This window comes from Ignavibacteriales bacterium (genome assembly GCA_016700155.1).
Taxonomy (GTDB): Bacteria; Bacteroidota; Ignavibacteria; order Ignavibacteriales; family Ignavibacteriaceae.
In genome coordinates this window covers 3,210,179-3,232,613 of the sequence record CP065001.1, presented here as the reverse complement: position 1 = coordinate 3,232,613, position 22,435 = coordinate 3,210,179, and the positions used below count along the sequence as shown (strand labels likewise).

9 protein-coding genes are annotated in these 22,435 nt (G+C 38.3%); all 9 read left to right on the top strand.

The annotated features are described in order from the left end of the window. Positions 1-66 precede the first annotated feature (66 nt). The 9 genes from IPM56_13780 to IPM56_13740 all read left to right on the top strand — a co-directional run bounded on the left by IPM56_13780 (position 67) and on the right by IPM56_13740 (position 22,433). Entirely contained in the window at positions 67-1,743 is a 1,677-nt protein-coding gene (locus IPM56_13780; GenBank protein ID QQS35308.1) for a T9SS type A sorting domain-containing protein, read from the top strand. A gap of 52 nt (positions 1,744-1,795) precedes the next feature. Next, on the top strand, positions 1,796-3,319 hold the full coding sequence (locus IPM56_13775) for a right-handed parallel beta-helix repeat-containing protein (protein ID QQS35307.1): 1,524 nt from the start codon (positions 1,796-1,798) through the stop codon (positions 3,317-3,319). 29 nt (positions 3,320-3,348) lie between these two features. Further along, entirely contained in the window at positions 3,349-5,145 is a 1,797-nt protein-coding gene (locus IPM56_13770) for a DUF4990 domain-containing protein (protein ID QQS35306.1), read from the top strand. A 3-nt stretch (positions 5,146-5,148) separates the two neighbouring features. Next, positions 5,149-6,558: a glycoside hydrolase family 28 protein gene (locus IPM56_13765; protein ID QQS35305.1), complete on the top strand. Its 1,410-nt coding sequence runs from the start codon at positions 5,149-5,151 to the stop codon at positions 6,556-6,558. Between the two features lie 67 nt (positions 6,559-6,625). Beyond that, a complete protein-coding gene (locus IPM56_13760; GenBank protein QQS35304.1) occupies positions 6,626-9,967 on the top strand; it encodes a carboxypeptidase-like regulatory domain-containing protein in 3,342 nt (1,113 codons plus the stop codon). 18 nt (positions 9,968-9,985) lie between these two features. Continuing rightward, entirely contained in the window at positions 9,986-12,151 is a 2,166-nt protein-coding gene (locus IPM56_13755) for a hypothetical protein (GenBank protein ID QQS35303.1), read from the top strand. Between the two features lie 4 nt (positions 12,152-12,155). Next, on the top strand, positions 12,156-13,169 hold the full coding sequence (locus IPM56_13750) for a PorV/PorQ family protein (protein QQS35302.1): 1,014 nt from the start codon (positions 12,156-12,158) through the stop codon (positions 13,167-13,169). 164 nt (positions 13,170-13,333) lie between these two features. Beyond that, the gene (locus IPM56_13745) at positions 13,334-17,668 is read left to right on the top strand and encodes a T9SS type A sorting domain-containing protein (GenBank protein QQS35301.1); all 4,335 of its coding nucleotides are present in this window, start codon (positions 13,334-13,336) and stop codon (positions 17,666-17,668) included. Positions 17,669-17,759: 91 nt separating this feature from the next. Further along, complete coding sequence (locus IPM56_13740) at positions 17,760-22,433, top strand: carbohydrate-binding protein (GenBank protein ID QQS35300.1); 4,674 nt, start codon at positions 17,760-17,762, stop codon at positions 22,431-22,433. Positions 22,434-22,435: the final 2 nt, after the last annotated feature.

The following is a 22,435-nucleotide window of genomic DNA, read 5'->3' as shown; positions in this document are numbered from 1 at the left end:
GTGTTGCTAGGGAGTGTTTTGGTTCGAATAATAAAATTCATCTTAAATTAAATTTAGGAGGATCATATGATCTTTAAAAGGTTCCTATCGGTCACATTTCTCATCTTTTTGTTTTCATCAATAATCGTTGCCCAGGAGGAAATACTGGTTCTAAATCCATCATCGGCAATAGATACAACAACATTCATTAACGTACAGATTTTAGCTGATATTGCTGCTAATGGTGGTGTGATTCCTGCAAATCGTGTATACGAACTTCAACGTGATGCAATTCATATGCATAACTCGCAAATAACTGTAAATAGTGGTCAGACAATTCGTCTTCGCGGGCAAAGTGGTTCCGGCAAAAAGCCAATTGTTTATCTTTATGATGCAGGAACTGGTACAGGAAGACCTCCGGGAAATATGTTTGTCCTGAACGGTGGTGATTTACATTTCAAAGATATCTGTATTGCAGGATATTTTGAACCGATAGAAGACAATGTAGACGGTGTTCAAGGTGGCTTGATTAATACTACCGGTGCTGGATCAAACATCACAGTTGATGGAGTTATTTTCAGCAATATAAATGGTCAGCATATCAGAACCGGATTTGATGTTGGTAAAGTCGATATACGAAATACGATCTTTGCTAATATGGGTGCTCTAACCACCTCTAACCTCGGCGCTGGAAAAGGAATAGATTTTCGTGAAGCCGAAATAGATACTTTTATCCTGATGAATAATACCTTTGTCAACTATCAGGATAGAGCAATAAGGCATTATAACTTTTCTAATCCACATCCGGATACTGGTGGAACAAGAATTATGCATTATGCACTTATTGAACACAACACCTTTATCAATGGTATGGGCTATCACGGACTTCTTTCTTTAGGTAACGTGGGTGAACAAATAACTATTAAAAATAATTTGTTTGTCGATGGTTTTGCATTAGGAGAAGATTCAAGTGATGCCGTAAGAAAAGCTGAGTGGGCTAATACCGGTGAATTTTATCCTACAGGCGGAAACAGAATTACCTGGATATTTACTGCTCAAAACCAGGTTACCAACTGGGATATCTCCAATAATTACTTTGCTATCAGTGATTCAGGTCAATCATTCCTGAATGATTATGGCTTTGGACCAGCTTCACCGCTCTCGTGGCATATCAACAGCAGAATTGGTGCTGATTCTGTGACAGCTTTTACTCAGATTCCACTGACACTTAACAACACACCAAGACTCATGACAAATATGATGCGCTGGTATGAAACTCCTGAAGCTCAGGGTGGTGCCGGTAAAACAAAAAACACCGGAAATTTCATCAGAGAAGAACATGATTATGATAGAAGAGTAATCCAGTACTACCGTGATACCTTGAACGGATCATATCCTACATCTTCCGTTGCATACACCGGTGGTAGTGATGGGAAACCTGTTGGTGACTTAAATTGGTTCCCAACATTCCTGGATGTTAATGATAATTATGTAATGCCAACAACATTCACACTCGAACAAAATTATCCTAATCCTTTTAACCCTTCAACAAAAATTGTGTTCTATCTGGATAAATCCGGTATAACCAATTTGAATGTTTATAATGTACTTGGTCAAAAGGTTGCAACATTAGTTGCGGGTGATTTAAATGTTGGTTTGCATGAAATTAATTTCGATGCTTCCAATCTTTCATCAGGAATTTACTTCTACAAACTTGAATCAGGCGTAAATTCAACAGTTAAGAAAATGATGCTCGTTAAGTAGTATAACTCTCCTCGTGCATCCGGTTTAATCGCCGGATGCACTTTTTTTCTTTTTGCTTTTTTATAAAATGAAATCCCAATCTTACTTTTTAATTCTTCAACTGATCTTTCTTCTTAATCTTTCTATTTATCCGCAGGTTTACGTCTCTCCAACCGGCGATGATTCTAATCCCGGTACTTTTGAATTTCCATTTAAAACCTTAACAAAAGCCGTTTCAATCTCCGGTCCGGATACTCTTATCTACATGCGCGGTGGTGTTTACTATGATTCTACAACAATCAGATTGAACAAAACGGGGCAAGCAGATAGGTATATAAAAATATGGGCTTACCCTGGAGAGAAACCTGTCATAGACTTTGCCGGTCAATCTGTTGCAACTTCATCAAGAGGAATTCAAATCTCGCACAACTACTGGCACCTTAAAGGTATTGAGGTAAGAAATGCAAAAGATAATGGGATTTATATTTCTGCATGGTATACGATTGTTGAAAATTGTGTAATACACGACTGCAACGATACAGGACTTCAGATAAGCGGCGGCGGAAGTTATAACCTTGTTCTCAATTGTGATTCTTACGGAAATAATGACCCGTTAACGTCAGGGGAAAATGCTGATGGGTTTGCACCGAAACTTGATATTGGTCCGGGAAATATTTTCAGAGGATGCCGTGCCTGGAATAACGCAGATGATGGCTGGGATATTTATGAAGGAGATCAGCAGGTGCTGATTGAAGATTGCTGGGCATTCAGGAACGGTTTTAATATTTGGGGGATACCAAATTTTCAGGGGGATGGCAATGGTTTTAAACTCGGCGGAAATTATGTTGCTGGTCCGCATAAGATAGTCAGAAGCGTTGCATTCGATAATAAGTCAAAAGGTTTTGATCAGAATAATAACACAGCAGGCATTATAGCTTACAATAACACGGGATGGAGAAATCAATCAAGGAATTTTTCATTTCCAACCGCACCTTCTTCGGGAGTACACGAATTAAAAAATAATATTTCTTATTCAGGAAATAACCAGATCGCTTCAAATTCAATCTTAGAAGCTAATAGCTGGGTAGGCTTTACAGTTTCGAATTCAGATTTTATCAGTCTCGATACTCTGCTCGCTTTAGTTGAAAGAGATTCATTGGGTAATTTACCATCGACTGATTTTTTAAGATTAGCTGCAGGAAGTTCGTTGATAGATGCAGGTGTGCCTGTCGGGATGCCTTACAATGATAACGCTCCTGATTTAGGTGCATTTGAAACTGATGGTATACCAAGTTCAGTGAAGGATGAAATGAACAAATTCAGATTTCATCTCGGACAAAATTTTCCTAATCCATTTAATCCTGCTACAAAAATTGTCTATGCTGTTGGAGATGAATATCCAATATTGCCAGTTAATGTACTTCTAAAAGTGTATGACGTACTGGGCAACGAAGTTTTAACACTCGTTGATGAGCAAAAGTATGCGGGAAATTATGAAATTGAATTCAATGCCTCAAATCTTTCCAATGGAGTTTATTTCTATTCTTTATTTTCAGGCGAAACAAGAATTACTAAAAAAATGATATTGCTTAAATGAATCGATGACAAACTTTTAACAGGATGCGAATGAAATATATTTCTTTATTACTATTTGGTGTTCTTATATTATTTTTTTCTAATCAATCGATTGCGCAGATTTATGTCGCTGTAACCGGAAGTGATACAAACCCCGGTACAATTGAACAACCATTAAAAACTATTCCTGCCGCTGTTACACTTGCGCAGGCTGGTGATACAGTTTATGTAAGAGGCGGAGTTTATACTTTGTCCTCAACTATCACCATCAGCAAAAACGGAACTGAAAACAATAAGTATTATTTGTTTGCCTATCAGGATGAAAGACCTGTTCTCGATTATACAACCCAGCCTTATGGAAGCAGTAACCGCGGAATTAATCTTTACGGAAATTACTGGCATGTAAAAGGAATTGATATTTATGGCGCCGGTGATAATGGAATGTTTGTAAGAGGTTCTAACAATATAATAGAGTTTTGTTCGTTCTATGAAAACAAAGACACAGGATTACAACTTGGCAATGGTGCTTCATACAACAATGTTATTAATTGTGACTCTTATTATAACGCAGACCCAAGCCAGGGAAATGCAGATGGATTTGCTGCAAAACTAGATGTTGGTACCGGAACATATTTTTACGGATGCAGAGCATGGCAAAATTCAGATGATGGATGGGATGGATATTTAAGAGGTGCTGATAACGTAACAACTCTTGTTGAAAACAGCTGGTGTTTCATGAACGGATATTTAAAAGACGGAACAGTGAGTACCGGTAATGGTAACGGGTATAAGATGGGCGGAGGTGACAATACAAACAGTCAGAATCTTGCTAATCATTTTACTATAGTTAAAAGTCTTGCGTTTGATAATAGGGTAAAAGGATACGACCAAAACAATAATCGTGGTTCGATGAAAATTTTTAACAGCTCTGCTTATCGCAATGGAACAAACTATTCAATTCCCGGAGTTATAAACCAGGGTGAAGTTGCAGCGATAACAAACTGTGCTGTACTCGGAAGTGCTGGTTCACTAGCTGGACACGTTGTGTTAACTACAAACAGCTGGCTTCCACCTTTTAATGTTACTGCCGCGGATTTTGTTTCATTAGATACAACTGGAGTTCGTGCAGCGCGTAATCCTGATGGCAGTCTTCCATTGATAAATTTTTTGAATCTTGTACAGGGAAGTCAATTGATAGATTCAGGAACTGATATAGGTTTACCTTTTGTCGGTTCGGCTCCTGATATAGGCGCATTTGAGTATGGTGAAATTCTTCCGGTAGAATTAATTTCCTTCACAGCTTTTGTTGTGAGCAGTGTTACGACATTGAATTGGACAACTTCTTCAGAGTTAAACAATCTTGGATTTGAAGTTCAAAGAAAATTAGATGAAGATCATTTTACAACAATTGGATTTGTAAGAGGGAATGGAACCACAACACAAAAAAATGATTACAGATTTGTCACAGATTTTTTTGAAAATCAGAAAAATATATACCGCTTAAAACAATTAGATTATTCAGGTGCTTTCACTTATTCTGATGAAATTGATGTCAGCAAAATTATCCCTTCTGAATTTATACTTTATCAGAATTATCCTAATCCATTTAATCCGGCTACTAATTTTAAATACAATATATCAACACCCGGAAAAGTAAGTTTAATTATTTATGATGTACTTGGTGAACAAGTCGCCGGAGTTGTTAATGAATATCAGGAGCCCGGTAGTTATGAAGTAGCATGGACTGCTCTTGATGGCAGCGGAAGTTCGCTTCCAAGCGGAATGTACATTGCGCGGCTTCAATCTGGCGAAAGTGTACAATCAGTTAAAATTTTATTTCTGAAATAGCCTATGAAAATTTTCAACCATAAAAATATTTTTTTATTAGCGCTGCTGTTAGTTGCCGCGTCACTCAGTTGTTCAACAAATAACACGAGCACTCCTGGTGATGAATGGGTTCAGGTTGAACAAATCTTAAACAGAATTAAACCTCCGCAATTTCCTGAACGCATTTTTAACATAACAGACTTTGGTGCCAAAGCTGATGGTGAAACAGATTGTACAGTTGCATTCAAATCAGCAATAGCAGAATGTTCAAAAAACGGCGGCGGAATGGTTTATGTCCCTGAAGGAATTTTCTTAACCGGTGCAATTCACTTGAAGAGTAATGTTAATCTTCATCTAGCAGAGAATGCTGTAATAAAATTTTCAGATGATAAAGCTAAGTATCTTCCTCTTGTTTTCAGCAGATGGGAAGGTGTTGAATGTATGAACTACTCATCACTTCTTTATGCTTATGGTCAGGAGAACATTGCTGTAACTGGAAAAGGAATTCTTGACGGACAGGGAAGTGTCAACAACTGGTGGCCGTGGAAGGGTAAAAAAGAAGGTGGATGGAAGACGGGTGAACCTCATCAGAAAGAAGGACGCGATAAACTTTTTAAAATGGCTGAGGATAATATCCCACCCGAAGAAAGAATAATGGGTGAAGGTTATTATCTGCGTCCCAACTTTGTGCATTTCTACAAAACAAAAAATATTCTTATTGAAGGTGTGACATTTAAAGATTCTCCAATGTGGTTTATCAATCCTGTTTTGTGTGAAAACATTTCTGTACTTGGTGTTACCGTTGAAGGATTGGGTCCGAACAATGACGGCTGTAATCCTGAAAGCTGCAAAGACGTTTTAATAAAAGATTGTTACTTCAATACAGGTGATGATTGCATCGCAATAAAATCAGGCAGAAACAACGATGGCAGAAGAATAAATGTTCCAAGCGAAAATATTGTAATCCAGAATTGTATAATGAAAGAGGGTCACGGCGGAGTTGTACTTGGAAGTGAAATTTCGGGTGGAGTTAAAAATGTTTTTGCGGAAAATTGTAAGATGGATAGTCCCCACCTTGAAAGAGCATTCAGGATAAAAACAAATTCCGTACGCGGCGGAATAATAGAGAATATACACGTAAGGAATATTGAGGTTGGTGAAGTAAGCGAAGCCGTTATAAAAATAAATTTTTATTATGAAGAAGGAGACGCAGGAAAATTTATACCAGTTGTTAAGAACATTTCTATAAAGAATGTAACAGCGCAAAAAAGTGAATTTGCCGTTTGGATAAAGGCTTATGAACATTCCCCGGTTAAAAATGTGTTAGTAGAAAACTGTACCTTCAACAAAGTTAAGAACGAAAGTGTAATTGAGAATGTTGAAGGATTGACCATACGATCATCAAAAATTAATGATAAAGAATTTCTGCGGTGATCAAATGGTTAAAACTTACAGCAAACTCATATATGCAAGTGAAAAATAATTTTACGTGGAGCTTCAGATGAAAAGAAAAACTACTTTTCATTCAATGACATTAACATCAATTAAAATATTTACAGGGTTACTGCTTTTTTCAACACTGATATTCAGTCAGAACAGAAGCAAGATTGAAGGCAAAATAACAGATGCAGAAACAGGCGAAGAATTATTAGGCGCGAATGTGATACTTGTCGATACGCATCTCGGTGCGGCTACTGACCTTAGCGGAAAGTTTATAATCATTAATGTTCCTGTAGGAACGTACACGCTTCAAGCTTCAATGATCGGGTATAAAAAGAATATAATCGAAGGTGTTGTTGTTTCAGCGGACAGGGTTACATCATTAGAAATAAAAATGACTTCGGGATATATTGAAAGTGAAGAAGTTGTAATCGTTGCAAAAAAGAATGAACTGCATAATGAAGTTTCTAACACACAACTTGTCGTTACCAATGATCAGATAATTAACTCTGCAGGTATCAGAGATATAAATTCATTTCTTGAAAGACAGCCGGGTGTTTCAAGCGAAAGAGGTTTCCTTGAAATAAGAGGTGGTTCGGCAGACCAGACAGGTTCATTTATTGATGGTATGTCATATAATAATGCAGCCGTTGGAAATGCAGAGACATCTGTTCCTCTAAGTTCCATTGACCAGGTTTCAGTCCTATCCGGCGGATTTAATGCTGAATATGGGAACTTCCGATCTGGCTTACTTAACGTAACAACAAAAACCGGAAATAAAAATAAATACCACGGAACAATATCTATCCAAAGAAATATTGAACATCTAAAAAGGTTTGGACCAAAACTTTCTGATCCCTATGGACCTGCATTAAGACCATTCCTGGATCCTACTGTTGCTTTTGTCGGGACACAGACAGCCTGGGCTGATAATGACTACCTTAGACAGCAATATGACAATTTTGATGGCTGGATACAGCAAGCAGATATTTTTAATCAAGGGCGTCCGCTTAATCAACAAGCAACGCCTTTAGACTATTACCTGCTGGCTGCATGGATGCATATGGCAATTCCTGATTATGAAGCACTATCCGCTTTAGGTTATGAAGTATCCGAAGAGCATAAGCGGTTGTTTGAGGAACATGTGAGAGGTGAAGAAGGAATAGACTATAATGTAGATCTGGGTTTTGGCGGCCCTCTTCCTTTTTTGAGTAGTGAATTTGGAGATGCAACTTTTTATCTATCTCATTTAACAAGAGAAGATTATTATGTATTTCCCTTCGCAAAAAAAAGTCAGCAGAATTATGTAACCAGAGCAACGCTAAAAACTAATCCCTTAAAAACTCTTACAGTAAGACTTGATGGCTTAGTTAAAAGACAACTTGGACTAAGTCCTTTAAAACCAGCCTTTGGGGATGTTCCAGACGCAGGACGCGAAGGCGGTTTTATGCGGATTGATAATACAAAAGATATTTCAGGAATATCAAGTCTGGATGGTGGAACAAATTATTGGTTTGATGTTCCAATCTTTCCTTTGCTTGATCAGACAACTAAGATGGGCGCAATAAATATCAACCATATGCTGAATGAAAAAACATTCTGGGAATTTAAATTGAATTATTCCTCCATTAAAGATCATTCACCAACGGGAGATAACAGAGATAACACGGTACTGACACACTTCGGACCTTTCCCTGTTTCAGAAATGCCATATGGGAAACTTCAGTTTTCGAATAATAACAGGCTAACATTAATTACCGGAAATGATACGATTTCATATTTATATCCTGGCTATGATGCACTGCCCGGTGTTAACAAGCGCTTTAGAAGTAAAGAAGGTGATTTATATACTAATGTACATATTCAGCAGGTTGGACTTAAGTTTGATATTGTTAGTCAACTGGGGGATCATAACTATTTAAAATCAGGAATCGAATATAATTATATTGATCTTGATCATAAGATGTGGTTAAAGTGGAACAGAACAGGACCGTACAACTCTTATGAATTCAATTACCATAGATTTCCAAGTCAAACAGGATTTTATATTCAAGATCAAATTAGCTATGAAGGTATTATTGCAAATATCGGAACCAGGTTAGACTATTATTACGGAGGGGGAGGCAAATGGCCCACAGGTGATAATTTTTCTGATGCCTTTACATCTGCATTTGGTGGTGCACCCCCCGGACCAGGAGAAGCTGCCGATTCGTTCTATGCTATTCTCGCTTCTGGAAGATCAATAATTTGGGAGAAGTGGGAAGAATATGACAGACAGAATCCAGGATTTCTGGAACCGGTTAAAAATCATTTAGTAATTAGTCCAAGGTTGGGGCTATCATTTCCTGTAACTGCAGAATCAAAATTTTATTTTAACTATGGGCATTTCAGATCAAACCCGCCTTATGCTTCAATGTTCCTTTTCACTTACAGGTATGATAAAAACGGAATATACGAGATGTCTAATCCTAACCTGGAACCTCCAAAAACCATTCAATATGAATTGGGTGTGGAGTATAAAATGTTCGAGAACGTGATACTCAAATTATCCGGTTATTATAAGGATGTTTCAGGACAACATGGAGAAGTTAGTTATCAGAGAAATACAGATGGGGCTCTTATTTATGATCGATGGGATAACAATGAATACAAAGATATACAGGGTCTTGAATTAACTTTCACAAAAAATGATTATAGCTGGATAACCGGTTGGATAAATTTTAATTACATGAGAGAAAAGGAAGGGCTGTCCGGTATATCGGCAATTTATAAGAATTCATTTGATGATGAAAGAACAGCTCTTTACTCAAACAACCAGCAAAAATTTTTACCAAGACCTATATTAAATACTAACGTGACGCTAAAATCACCGGACGAATTATTTTCAAGTGAATGGTTGAATCATATTACTTCAAACTGGAGAGCTACATTATTCTTTGAATGGAAAGCTGGAGAATACTTTACCTTTAACCCCCTTGATAAAGATTTTATAAGTAATAATCTGCAATGGCCTGACTACTTTATGCTTGATTTTAGGGTTGCAAAAACTTTTAGCTTCCTGGGATTAAACACTACATTCTTTTTGGATATAAATAACGTACTGAACATGAAAGTAAGTTTACTCAATAGAGGCTATGCTTTTAGGCGTAATAGTGTTGACACAGGTAATTTTATTGAGTGGGCTGACACAAAAAATTATCTTGCATCACTTCGGTTACCAATGTATGATTCGCCTGAATTTGATAACCTGAGAGCTCAGAACCCCGGTTATTATATTCCCGGTGATGACAAAGTCGGTGATTTACGATCTGATGAAAAACCACACATCAACGATCCGGATTTATCATATTTTCTCTTTGGTCAACCACGAGATATTTGGTTCGGATTGCGGATAGACTTTTAGAATTCAGAGGAATAATTCATGAATAAAAAAAATTTTATTACTGCAATAATGGTGCTGATAGTTATCATTCCTTTACAAATCTATCCTCAACCTGAACTTGAAAATGCAGTTACAAAAATTACTAGAATCTGGGGCGGAATTGCAGCGAACGGAGAAAGAGCAAACTTTGACTTCAGAGCAGGTTTTTTTCCTAGTGATTATGATATAGTTCAGTACAGAGGTCAGGGTTCTGAAAGTCATCTAGGCTCTGGTTTTAGACTAGGTTGTACCGGCTGGAGAGCTCCTGATGATTCACTGTTCAACGCGGCAGTATTCGGGCCAACCAATGATTATATGATAAATGGAAAAGTAGTTGTTCCGATAACCAGCTATATCAGGAACAGATATACTCAACACGAAGTAAACAGAGCACCAATTACAATACAAGATTTTGCAACATACGACCCATCAAAATTTTCTGGTGGAACTTATGATCAGATTGTAGAAGCTACTTACAAAAATGTACTTGGCGTTGAAGTTAAAAGAAAGATATTGGGATGGAGTCAGACCTATAATGACAATTACTTAATCGTTGAGGTTGAACTTACAAATGTTGGTGTTGATAAAAATGATGGTTCACTTTTTCAGGATACATTGCGTAATTTTTATTTCTCAATGAATATGGGCAACACCAACAATTTTTACAGCAACGGATCAAATCCTTCACCGCCATCAAGTGAACGTCCTAATTATGGATATGTGTGGCAGCATTATTACGGTGCAAGACCGGGAGATTCTTTAAGAGTTTTCTATTTTTATTCCGCAGATGACCCACAGGCTGGGGGCGACAATATGGGAGCTCCTGTGGTAAGTCAAAACGGGAGATTATTAAATACTAATTTTATTTTTTACTCAATAATACATGCTTCCGAAACACCGTTTATTAATGTAGCTGATGATGTAGATGATTTTTTACAGCCAAGAGTTACGTATATAGGTACAGAAACAAGAATTCCAAACCCTGCAACCGGTGAGGATCCTTATGGAAGTAAAAACTATTGGGCAATGCGCGGAGGTTTTTCAAGCAGGAACATAATGCCAGGGAGTTTTCCCGGAACTTTTCATATGATAAATAATGATGAACTCGGGACTGCCAATTTTTCAAATTTTACAGGCGGCACCCTTAGTTCAGTTAATTCAAAAAACTTCAGTAGTTTTGGTCCATATCAGTTTCCGCCTAATCATAAAATTAGAATTGTTTATGCAGTGGGTGTTGCAGGTATTGGAATTATAAAGTCTCAGGAAATTGGAGAGAAGTGGCTGGAAGGAACTCTTACTGATCCACCGAACATGCCGAACCCGCAAACCGGTTGGTTCCCTTCAAACTTTGTTTTTCCTTCAGACGCTACTGAATTAGATAAAATAAAAAACAGGTGGATTAGCACGGGGATTGATTCAGTAATGTTAACTGCATATAGAGCCAAGTGGAATTATGAAAATAATTACCAGATACCTCAAGCCCCTCCTCCTCCTGATGTATTTAGAGTTAATGGTTCAGGTGAATTGGATGGCGTTGTCCTGTACTGGAGAAATCCCGGTGCAGAAACATTGCCAAACTTTGCAGGTTACTCAATTTTCAGAAAACTTACTTACCAGGATACAGTTTTTTACGATGAAGTTTATTCTTCTGGTCCTGAAGATATTGCCGCTGAACATACATTTTTGGATACAATGGTTCTCTCGGGTGTACCTTACTATTATTATATCCAATCAAAAGTAAGGATAGATGAACATGATATCTATGCTGATCCTACTACAAGGGGGAAACTTATGTACAGCAGCCGTTTATGGGTAACCAATGTAACATCTGTAAACCCTCCCAAATATTATTCTGATGATATGTCCAAGATCAGGATTGTCCCGAACCCTTATAATATTAATGATCCACTTGTAAAATATTATGTGGATGTTGAAAGAAGGAGAATAAACTTTTACAATTTACCGGGTACGGTAACAATAAAAATCTATACCGAAAATGGCGATCTGATTAAAACAATAGAACACGATTCACCCTCATCAGAAGGTTTAGCTCCGTGGGATATGATTACCGATAGTCAGCAGGTAATTAGCAGTGGGGTGTATATAGCCGTATTTAGAAAACCCAATGGTGAAACAAACTACCAAAAATTTATTGTTGTACGGTGAGGCTATGAAATTAATCAAAAATCTATCACTGTTGGTGATCCTGCTTTTTATTATACCACAAAAAAGTTATTCACAAGTTGATTTAAAAAAGACTGCCCAAAGCACAATGAATTTTCTTTTAGTTGGCACAAGTTCAAGGGCAGCATCATTGGGCGATGCATTTACAGTAATTGGTAAAGGGTCTGAAAGTATTTTTTATAATCCGGCAGGGCTTACATCAATGAAAAATGAATTTGACATAAGCTTAAACTACACCGGATGGATTGCTGACATCAATTATTTAAGCGGCTCTGCATCTTGGAATTCAGGCAACCTTGGAGTATTCGGATTTCATCTTCTCGTGGTTGATTATGGAACAATAAATGGAACCAGTCTCCTCAGTGAAGACCAAACAAATAATTCATTAGGATATATTGACAATGGTGTTGTTTCTAATGTAAGTGCTTATTCATTAGGATTATCCTATGCTAAAAGTATTTCGAATGCCTTTTCTTTAGGGGGTACCATAAAATTAACCGGCCAGAACCTTGGTGAAAATCTTTATACATCCGGTGTTCAAAAAAATAATGCATCCAAAATTGCGTTTGATGCGGGTGTTAAATACCAAACTCAATTCAATGATTTTGTATTTGGCATGTCAATCAGAAATTTTGCTACAAACATAAAGCGGGAAGAAATTGAAGAACAACTTCCATTGCTATTTTCACTCGGTGCGGCAATTAATGTTATGAAGGTTATTAGTCCTGAAATAGCTCCTGAAAACAGTATCATACTCGCTACTGATTTTCTTCATCAGAATAATTATTCTGAAAGAGTTAACATAGGCATAGAATATACTTACATGAACATGGTTTCATTACGTGGAGGTTATCAGACAAACAGGGATTTGGCTTCGTGGTCGGGCGGTATTGGACTTCACACTTCATTAAGCGGATATGATGTGTCGGTTAGTTATTCATATTCCAGCTTTGAAGTTTTTAATAGTGTTAACAGGCTCTCGGTTTCTTTCTCGTTCTAATTAATAAATCTCAATTTTTTGTCATCCAGTAAACTCTACTGAGATAGTCGTTAATAAATTAAGTTTAATATTTCCAATTCTATTACCGGCTGCAGTTTTTCAATCCAACATTTTTTCAAATTAACTCTGATACTGTTCTCTTCAACTCAAATTCTGGAGTAGTTATGAACCGATTAGCACATTTTGTTCTTAAGGGTTTTTATTCTCTTGCGTTCGTGGTGATCGTCTTTCTTTTTGTATCAGCTCAAACTGTGAAAGCCCAGGATTCTTTTATGGGCTACGATTATGTTTCAGGTACTTATCCACTTCCGTGGACTACAACACAAACAACTTTTAATCCCGGTTCAGCCAGGGAGATAATTTACACTATGTCAGGGGGTGCACTTTTTACTGCAACAGTTTGCGGTACTTCCAATATTAATGGATACCAGATAAATGCAACCGCTGCTTTTATTGAGATGCAACTAACAGCTAATAGCTCAAGTTCAACAATTACAGAAATTGCTTTCACAGGAAGTACAAATAATAATACTAATCCCGGAGATGCAGGTGTTGTATTTTCTGATCAATATCCTTTTAGTGAGACAAGTGTAATTGGAGCATCTGCTGTTCCATTTCCGAATGCAACTAGTTCATGGATTGTACTTAATCCAACTATTCCTGCCGGTGCTAAGTCAATGAGAATTTACCGAAGGATTTATTATAATGCTTTAACCTCCACAATAAGCACCAGTTCCGGTACTGACTTTGTACAATATGGTTCCGGCACAACAATAAGGTTAGCTTCTTTGGCAGTTACACTTTCTGTTTCTGGAACCCCGCCAACTTTAACTACAACCGCAGTAACTGATATAACTCAAACAACCGCAACAAGCGGCGGCAATGTTACTGATCAGGGAACAGCACCTGTAACATTACGAGGTGTTTGCTGGAGTACGGTTGAGAATCCCACAATTGCGGACAGTAAAACTGAAGATGGCAGCGGTACCGGTACATTCGTCAGTTCTATTACAGGTTTGGCTTCAGGAATAACTTATTATGTGCGTGCTTATGCAACTAACACATTTGGTACAAGCTATGGAAACCAGGAGATGTTCAGCACTTTAGCTGGTGTTGCCGGTATTGTGTTATCATCGGATAATCCTGCAGTCCCACCTGGCGATATCACAACAGGGTCTTTAAAAATTCCTATTTATAAGTTCAACCTGGCTGTAACAGTAGCAGGTACACAATTAAATCAGGTGAACTTTACAACACAAGGCACCTACACTTCCGCAGATATTGCCAGGCTGCAGTTGTGGTTTAATACAGAAGATAATATTTCAGCCGCAACTCAAATAGGTGCAGATATCACTGCCGGGTTAGGAGGAACAAGTAATCTTTCATTCACCTCATTAACCCAGGACATTAACGCTAACGAAACAGTATATCTATGGATTACCGCAGATGTGCTTGAGACTGCTGCTGTTGGAAATAATATTAGTGTTGATGCAATAATTACGGACGACTTGACATTTTCTTCTGGAAATAAATCAGGTACGGCATTTAACGGTGGATTGCAGACGATAATAGCTGCGGGTAATCCGGATGTTTATTTTAGAACCAAAACAAATGGTGACTGGAATGCATTGCCAACCTGGGAAACATCAGTTGATAGTGTTATTTGGGAGGATGCCGAAGTAACACCAACACTTGCAGGCAAATATATTCATATCAGACCAACACATACTGTTACTGTCACCGATACCGTAACTGTTGATCAGGTAATTGTTGATGAAGGTGCTACAATAGTAGTAAATGGTTCTCCCATAGTATTCACAATTGCTGATGGACCTGATGATATTGATATGTTGGTTAATGGATTGTTAAAATCCACTGGTACAGCAAATGCTTCACCGGGACCACATACAGTTAACGCAAACGGGGTTCTGCAATTCGGAAGTACCGGAGTTTATGAGCATGAACAGAATGCAGGCGCTATTCCAATCTCTGTCTGGGGAAATGGTTCAACTGCGAAAATCACAGGGTCAACCAATACTGCACCTGCAAACCGAAATCAGGATTATTTTAACCTAATATTTGATACCCCAGCACTCACTGCCAATCTGAATATGGGATTTAATAATAATACTGTAAGCGGAGACATTACAATTGTAAATACCAATACAGGAAGATGGCAGTTGTGTGGACCATCTGTAGATTCAAGCGCAACACTAACAATATTGGGTAATGTAAATCACTTAAGCGGTAATTTTTCTACACAAGGTACAGGTAACGGTAACACGACAATAGTTATTAATCATTATGGAAATATTTCCGCAGTAAACGGGAATTTCTCAATAGCTCGCGGTTCACAGGCTGGTACAGGTACAACCAGGTGGCTAATGCACAATGGTAATATTTCTTTTTCAAATCTTACGACTCAGAATTCAAACGCCACTGGTGCACGATTTGTATTTACCGGAACCACTGTACAGCAGATGACACTATCGTCTGTAACTTTCGGTGGCGGCGGTTGCCCCGTTGAAGTTGATACTGATGCAACTTTAGATGTTGGAACGAGTGTATTTGCGGGCAGCGGTGCATTTACAGTTAGTGCTAACGGTACGCTGTTATGTGGTAACGGTGGTGGTCTTGATAGCACACTAAAAACCACAGGCGTTGTAACATTAAGTTCAGAAGCTAATTATGGTTTCAATGGCGCTGAAGGACAAATCACCGGCATACGTTTACCCTTAAGTGTCAGTTCATTGATTATTAATAATAGTAATGGTGTTACTTTAAGTAATGCAACATCCTGCAGTACATTAAATCTAACAGATGGAAAACTGAATACTTCTGCTGTTAATATGTTAACTGTTTCAGGTACATCAACTTCTTCAATAAGTGGAGGAAGTGGAACAGCTTATGTTAATGGTCCGCTGGCATTGACATTACCTCAATCGTTGGCAACCGGTTCAGTTTATAATTTCCCGATTGGAAAAGGAAGTTATAAACCTCTGGCACTGGTTGATGCAGTCACAAATGCATCCGGATCAGTTGTTGTTTCATCTGAAGTATCTGATGAAAATGCTGGAGGTACACCAGGCACCGGTTTGACATCATTAAATACAAACCGTTATTGGTCAGCCCAAATCCTTACGGGCTTAACCGAATTTGTTTCGACAAAAGTAAGACTGACCGAAGATGGATTAACAACTACAATGGGTATTGGAAAATCATCAACTTTGACCGGGGCTTATGATTTAATAAGCAGTGCAGAACCAACCGGTGGAACAATTACATCAGATGATATAACAGGTCTTAGCTATTTTGTCATTGGTGAGACCGGATCTTCAAGTACCTTCCAGCTTTCAGTTTCAGTTATGGATGGATGGAATATGGTTTCTGCTCCTGGTTTACATCCTGTTGATCAGAATGTAAATACCTGGTGGCAATTCAGAAATCCATTAGCCGATGTTTACAAATGGACTGGTTCTTATTCATCTGTTACAACTACAACACCCAGTGAAGGTTACTGGATGCTGCATTCAGGTGCTGTAACTTATAATACCGGTGAAGAGTGGCCGGCCGGCGGAATACAATTAGTAACGCATAATCCAATTGTAGTTAATACAGGTTGGAATTTAATAGGTGGTTATGATCAAAGTGTGCCTGTTGTTAATTTAACAACCACACCTCCGGGACTAATCGTACCAAACACCGTCTATGGTTGGAACGGATCATACTCCAATCCTGCCAACATTGAACCTGGCTACGCATACTGGGTATTGCTGAATGGAAGTGGTGTAATAAATATACCAACCGCATTAGATAAACCGGTAGTGTCAACAAATCAAGATAATAAAGCTGACTGGGGAAAATTAATATTTACAGATGCTTCAGGAAAACAATTTACTCTTTATGTTGTTAACAGTAAGGCATCAACTGATAAGGTAAATATTGACTTGAATCATTATCTGCTTCCTCCACCTCCACCGGCAGGTTGCTTTGATATAAGATATGTCAGTCAGCGTTTGGCTGAAGATTTCAGCATCGGTGAACAGAAGATTGACATGAGTGGAATTCAATATCCTGTAACTATTAAACTGGAAAAAGCAGATTTAAAAATTCAGGATGAAACAGGAAGATTAATTAATTCTGTACTCAAAGCTGACGAATCAATAGTAATTCAAAATGCTTTGATTGGTAAATTGATAGTCTCAGCTGTCGAAGTACCAGAGAACTATATGTTAGATCAAAATTATCCAAATCCTTTCAACCCAACAACCACAATTAAATTCGGAGTACCAACAGCCGGTGAAGTTGTAGTTAAGATTTACGATATACTCGGACAAGAAGTTAAACTTTTGTTTGCGGGTCAGGTTGAAGCAGGAAATTATTCAATTCACTGGGATGGTGTGAACAATTTCGGACAACAACTCAGTTCCGGAACTTACATATACCAGATGACTGCGGGAGATTTTGTTCAAACTAAAAAAATGATACTCCTCAAGTAACATCATGATCTCTCTTTGGGGCATTTGCAAAATGGACAAATGCCCTAAAGATTTTTTCTTCATTCAATTAAAACACACAGATAGCAACACGATGAAATTCTTTACCAGTTTTCTGTTCTGTATTCTGATTACTTCAGTATCAATTAAGCCACAAAATGCTTCCGCAACATGGCCGCTTACCAGTGCAACAACCACTGCTGTTACAGTCAGTGGAGATGTAGCAGGTCAACCGGAGTCATTTGGTGGAATGACAATAAATAATTACACAGGACCCAACAGCAGTCAACGTGTTACAACTTCAGATGGAAACTGGCCCGCAGAATCACAGCAGAATGAAAACCGTTATATTCAATTTGCTGTATCTCCTGCACCGGGCTACAATTTTACAGTTGGTAATATTTCAATGAATCTTGGTGCTGCGGGCGGAAGTAATATGCGTGCAAACATCTGGTATTCAACAGATGCAGCATTTAACAATCCGGTTCAATTGAACAGCAGTGTTCTGGTTTTACCGAATGGCAGTTTTATTGCGCCTGCACCGGATTACTCAATCAATGAAACTGTGAATGATGGAGGAACATTTTATTTAAGGATTTATCCATGGTATACGACTTCTTCATCAGGTAAATATGTATGTCCGCAAGACGTAGTGATTTCCGGTACATCGTTATCATCATCGGCAATTTTCACTTCTGTTAATTCACTTGTTCTTCAACCAACAGTTGCAAATAATTTTTCTCCATCGATTAGCTACTTTGTAAATGGTACCAATCTTTCTGAAAGTGTAGTTGTTAAAGCTCCGGACTATTTCAAAGTAAGTACAGATAACTCAGCTTTTTCAGATAGTCTTGTTTTATCTTTATCAGGAGGTTCTCTTCCCTCCACTGAAATTTATGTAAGATTTGAACCCCTAATACCTTCAGGAACTGTAAGCGGAATTTTGACTCATACAAGCGGTGATGTATCATCTAACTTTTTAGTCAGCGGAATTGCTCTTATTGGTGAACCAACAATTTCTTCAAATGTCAGTTTCGGTTTGGTCACAGGAAATTCAATCACAGTCAACTTTTCCGGAGGAAACGGATCAGATAGATTAGTTGTTGTAAAATCGGGAAGTGCCGTAAACTGGCAGCCGAGTGACGGCATAATCGTAAGTGGTATAAACAGTAACTATCAATCAGCAGCAGATCAGGGAAGTGGCAATAAAGTGGTTTATAGTGGAATGGGTTCACAGGTCACTGTAACCGGTTTGGCAGGCAGTACCGATTATTATTTTGCAGTTTATGAATTCAATGTAGGGACGAATAATTCGCATAACTATTTGACATCATCATCAGGTACAGGAAGTCAAACCACAGCCGCTGCACCAACGATTTTAGTTTCACCCACTTCTGTATCATTTGGAAATGTTACAGTCAACACAATTTCTCTTGAAAAAAATTATTCAGTATCCGCGAATACTTTAACACCTCTCAGTGGAGTAATTACAATCACGGCACCGGCAGGATTCGAAATTTCTACAACAAGTGGAAGCGGATTCAGTTCATTTCTGGAATTACCTTATACAGGTGGTACGCTAAACAACACAACAATTTATGTAAGATTTTTACCAACATCAGTTTCATCATACGGCGGAAATATTTCTAATGCGGGTGCCGATGCGGTAACAAAAAATGTAGCGGTTACAGGTAATGGTATTGCACCGGGAGATCCAAATGTTTTTGAAGCTGAGGACGGCTTACTTTTCGGTTCGTTCGTTCGTTCGCAATATACGGGTTACAGCGGTTCTGGTTATGTAGATCTGGCTGACAGGGATGGCAGCAATCTTGAATTTATCTTCCGGCGTGATACAGCAGCTACAAATTTAATAACTGTGTACTACGCTAACGGTGGCAGCAGCCGGAGTCTTTCAGTCAGGTTAAATGATGTAGTAATTTCATCGCTGTCCTTTACGGGGACTGGAAGTTGGACAAACTGGTCTTCAGTTACAATTTCAGTTCCGCTTGTAGCCGGTATCAACAGGTTAAAATTTGCATCTACAACAAATGGCTCCAATCCTAACATTGACAGAATAATGGTCGCCGGATCAGATGCGTTTCCTATGTACAAATTATCTCTGTTGAAAAGCGGATCCGGAACTGTCTCTGCTTCACCACTTGAAACTTACTATGATGCTGGTGCTCAGATAACAGTTTCTGCATTCCCCTCTGTCGGCAATACTTTTTTCAGATGGGGAGGGACTGAAAATAATTTTACTAATCCCGCAGTACTTACAATGAATTCTCATAAAACCGTTGTCGGTATAATGATGGATACAACAGGGCTAACTGCCTTCCCATTACAAATGTCTCCCGAAGGATTTGCATCAATGAATGCTCTTGGAAATCCTGAGGGAACAACAGGTGGTTCAGGATCTGAAGCAAACTACGTCTTTATAACATCAGCAACTGATTTTGTTGATCTGATGTACAGCCGGGTGGATGCAGATCATACAGGTAATTTACCTCCGCTAACCGTTTACATAGTAGGAACATTATTCAGGGACAGCGGTGTAAGTGAAATGATTGATATCAAGGATGCATATGATATCTCAGTCATAGGAGTTGGTAATGATGCATCATTTTCAGGAGTCGGCCTGAAAATTTCGAGAAGTTCAAACATAATTGTAAGAAACATTTTTTTTGTAAACGCTCCGGATGATGGAATTTCCATTCAGGCTGATGATACTGAATCAACGGGTCATCATATCTGGATTGATCATTGTTCATTTACGAATAATTATGATGCTGCTATCGATGTTACACATACAGCTTCTTATGTTACAGTATCATGGAATCATATCTACAACAATAACAGAGCAAGTTTGATGGGACATTCAGATAGCCAGACTTCTGACTCTGCTATGAAAGTTACATATCATCACAATTTTTTTGATCAAACAATTCAACGTCATCCACGCATCCGTTTTGGTAAAGCTCACGTTTACAACAATTATTACTTAAGTGCGACAAATACTATTTATGGGGTATCATCAAATCTGGGTGCTCAGGCAATGGTAGAAGGAAATTATTTTGTTAATAACCCGATACCAACAGAAACTTCACGTGACGGAAGCCCTCCAGGATATGTTGTTGAACGAGATAATATTTTTATCAATTGTGGTACACCGGGGACAGGCGGAACTGTTTTTGAACCATCTGGATATTATCCGTACTCATTAGATCCTGCAGCAAATGTTCCGGCTTTGTTAACAAGTTATTCCGGAAGCGGGGTATATGATTTCAGTTTAAGAGATTCTATTCCATCACCGGTAATACCCGCAGCACCTGTTTCGTTAGATGCGCAGGTAGTAAACTCATCCGAGGTTATACTGAGTTTTACTCCTAACGGATTAAATGAAAATGTCATTTTAGTATGGAATAATACTGGTATATTCACTACTCCATCCGGTTTGCCTCCATCCATCGGAGGTTCTTTGGCTGGTGGAACATTGCTTTACAATGGAACAACATCTCCTCAGATGCACATAGGCTTAATTCCGGCAACTACATATTTTTATAAAGCATTTTCTTTTAATGGAAGCAATTATTCTTCAGGCTTATCAGACAGCGCGACAACGGCTGCATCTTCAACTTTTCAATTATCTGTTTCCGTCCAGAATGGCTGGAATATGGTTTCCGTTCCCGGATTGCATCCTGTTAATCAAAATGTAAACACATGGTGGTCAGGAAGAAATCCGCTTGCTGACGTTTACAAATGGACCAATACTTATGAAGCAGTTACGAATACTGAACCTTCAGAAGGCTACTGGATGTTACACACGGGAGATCAGACTTATAACACAGGTGATGAGTGGCCCGCAGGAGGAATTCAATTTGTAAGTCACGATCCAATAGCTGTAACTCAGGGTTGGAATATGATTGGTGGTTATGAAAACAGTGCTCCGGTATCGGGACTTACAACAACGCCACCGGGATTAATTGTCACCAACACAGTTTATGGTTGGAATGGTACATACTTTAGTCCTACAAATTTAGAACCGGGATTTGGATATTGGGTTTTGTTAAGCGGACCCGGTGTGATTAATCCTCCAACATTTTCTGCCAATGCAAAAGAACAATCACAAGATGACAAAAATAATTGGGGCAGAATTATAATTACAGATGCAAACGGAAGAAGTATCACTCTCTTTTCAGTAAATGGAGAAGCAGATCTTGAGCATTACCAGATGCCGCCATTACCTCCCGCAGGTTCATTTGATGTCAGGTTCAGTAGTAACAGGAAGGCTGAAAATCTGAAGGAAGGTAACCAGACAATTTTACTTAGTGCTTTAGAATATCCGGTTACTATTAAAGTTGAAAATGCTTCTATAAAACTTCAGGATGAAACCGGAAAGCTATTGAATACCAGAATTAATAAAGATGAATCATTTACAATTCATAACAGGGCAGTAACAAAACTATTAGTTGGTGAGGATATAATTCCTGATCAGTACATATTGGGACAGAATTACCCGAACCCATTTAACCCGGCTACCACAATTGAGTTTTCAATTCCTGAAAACACGTTGAATGTTACTTTGATAATTTACGACGCGCTGGGTCAAAAAGTTTCTGTACTTGTAAATCAAAGTCTTGGACCAGGATTTTACAAATACAAATGGGATGCTGATGATTATGCAAGCGGATTATATGTCTATGAACTTAAAACAGAATCAGCTACAGGTGGTTTCAGATCTACAAAGAAAATGCTGTTTTTAAAATAGTC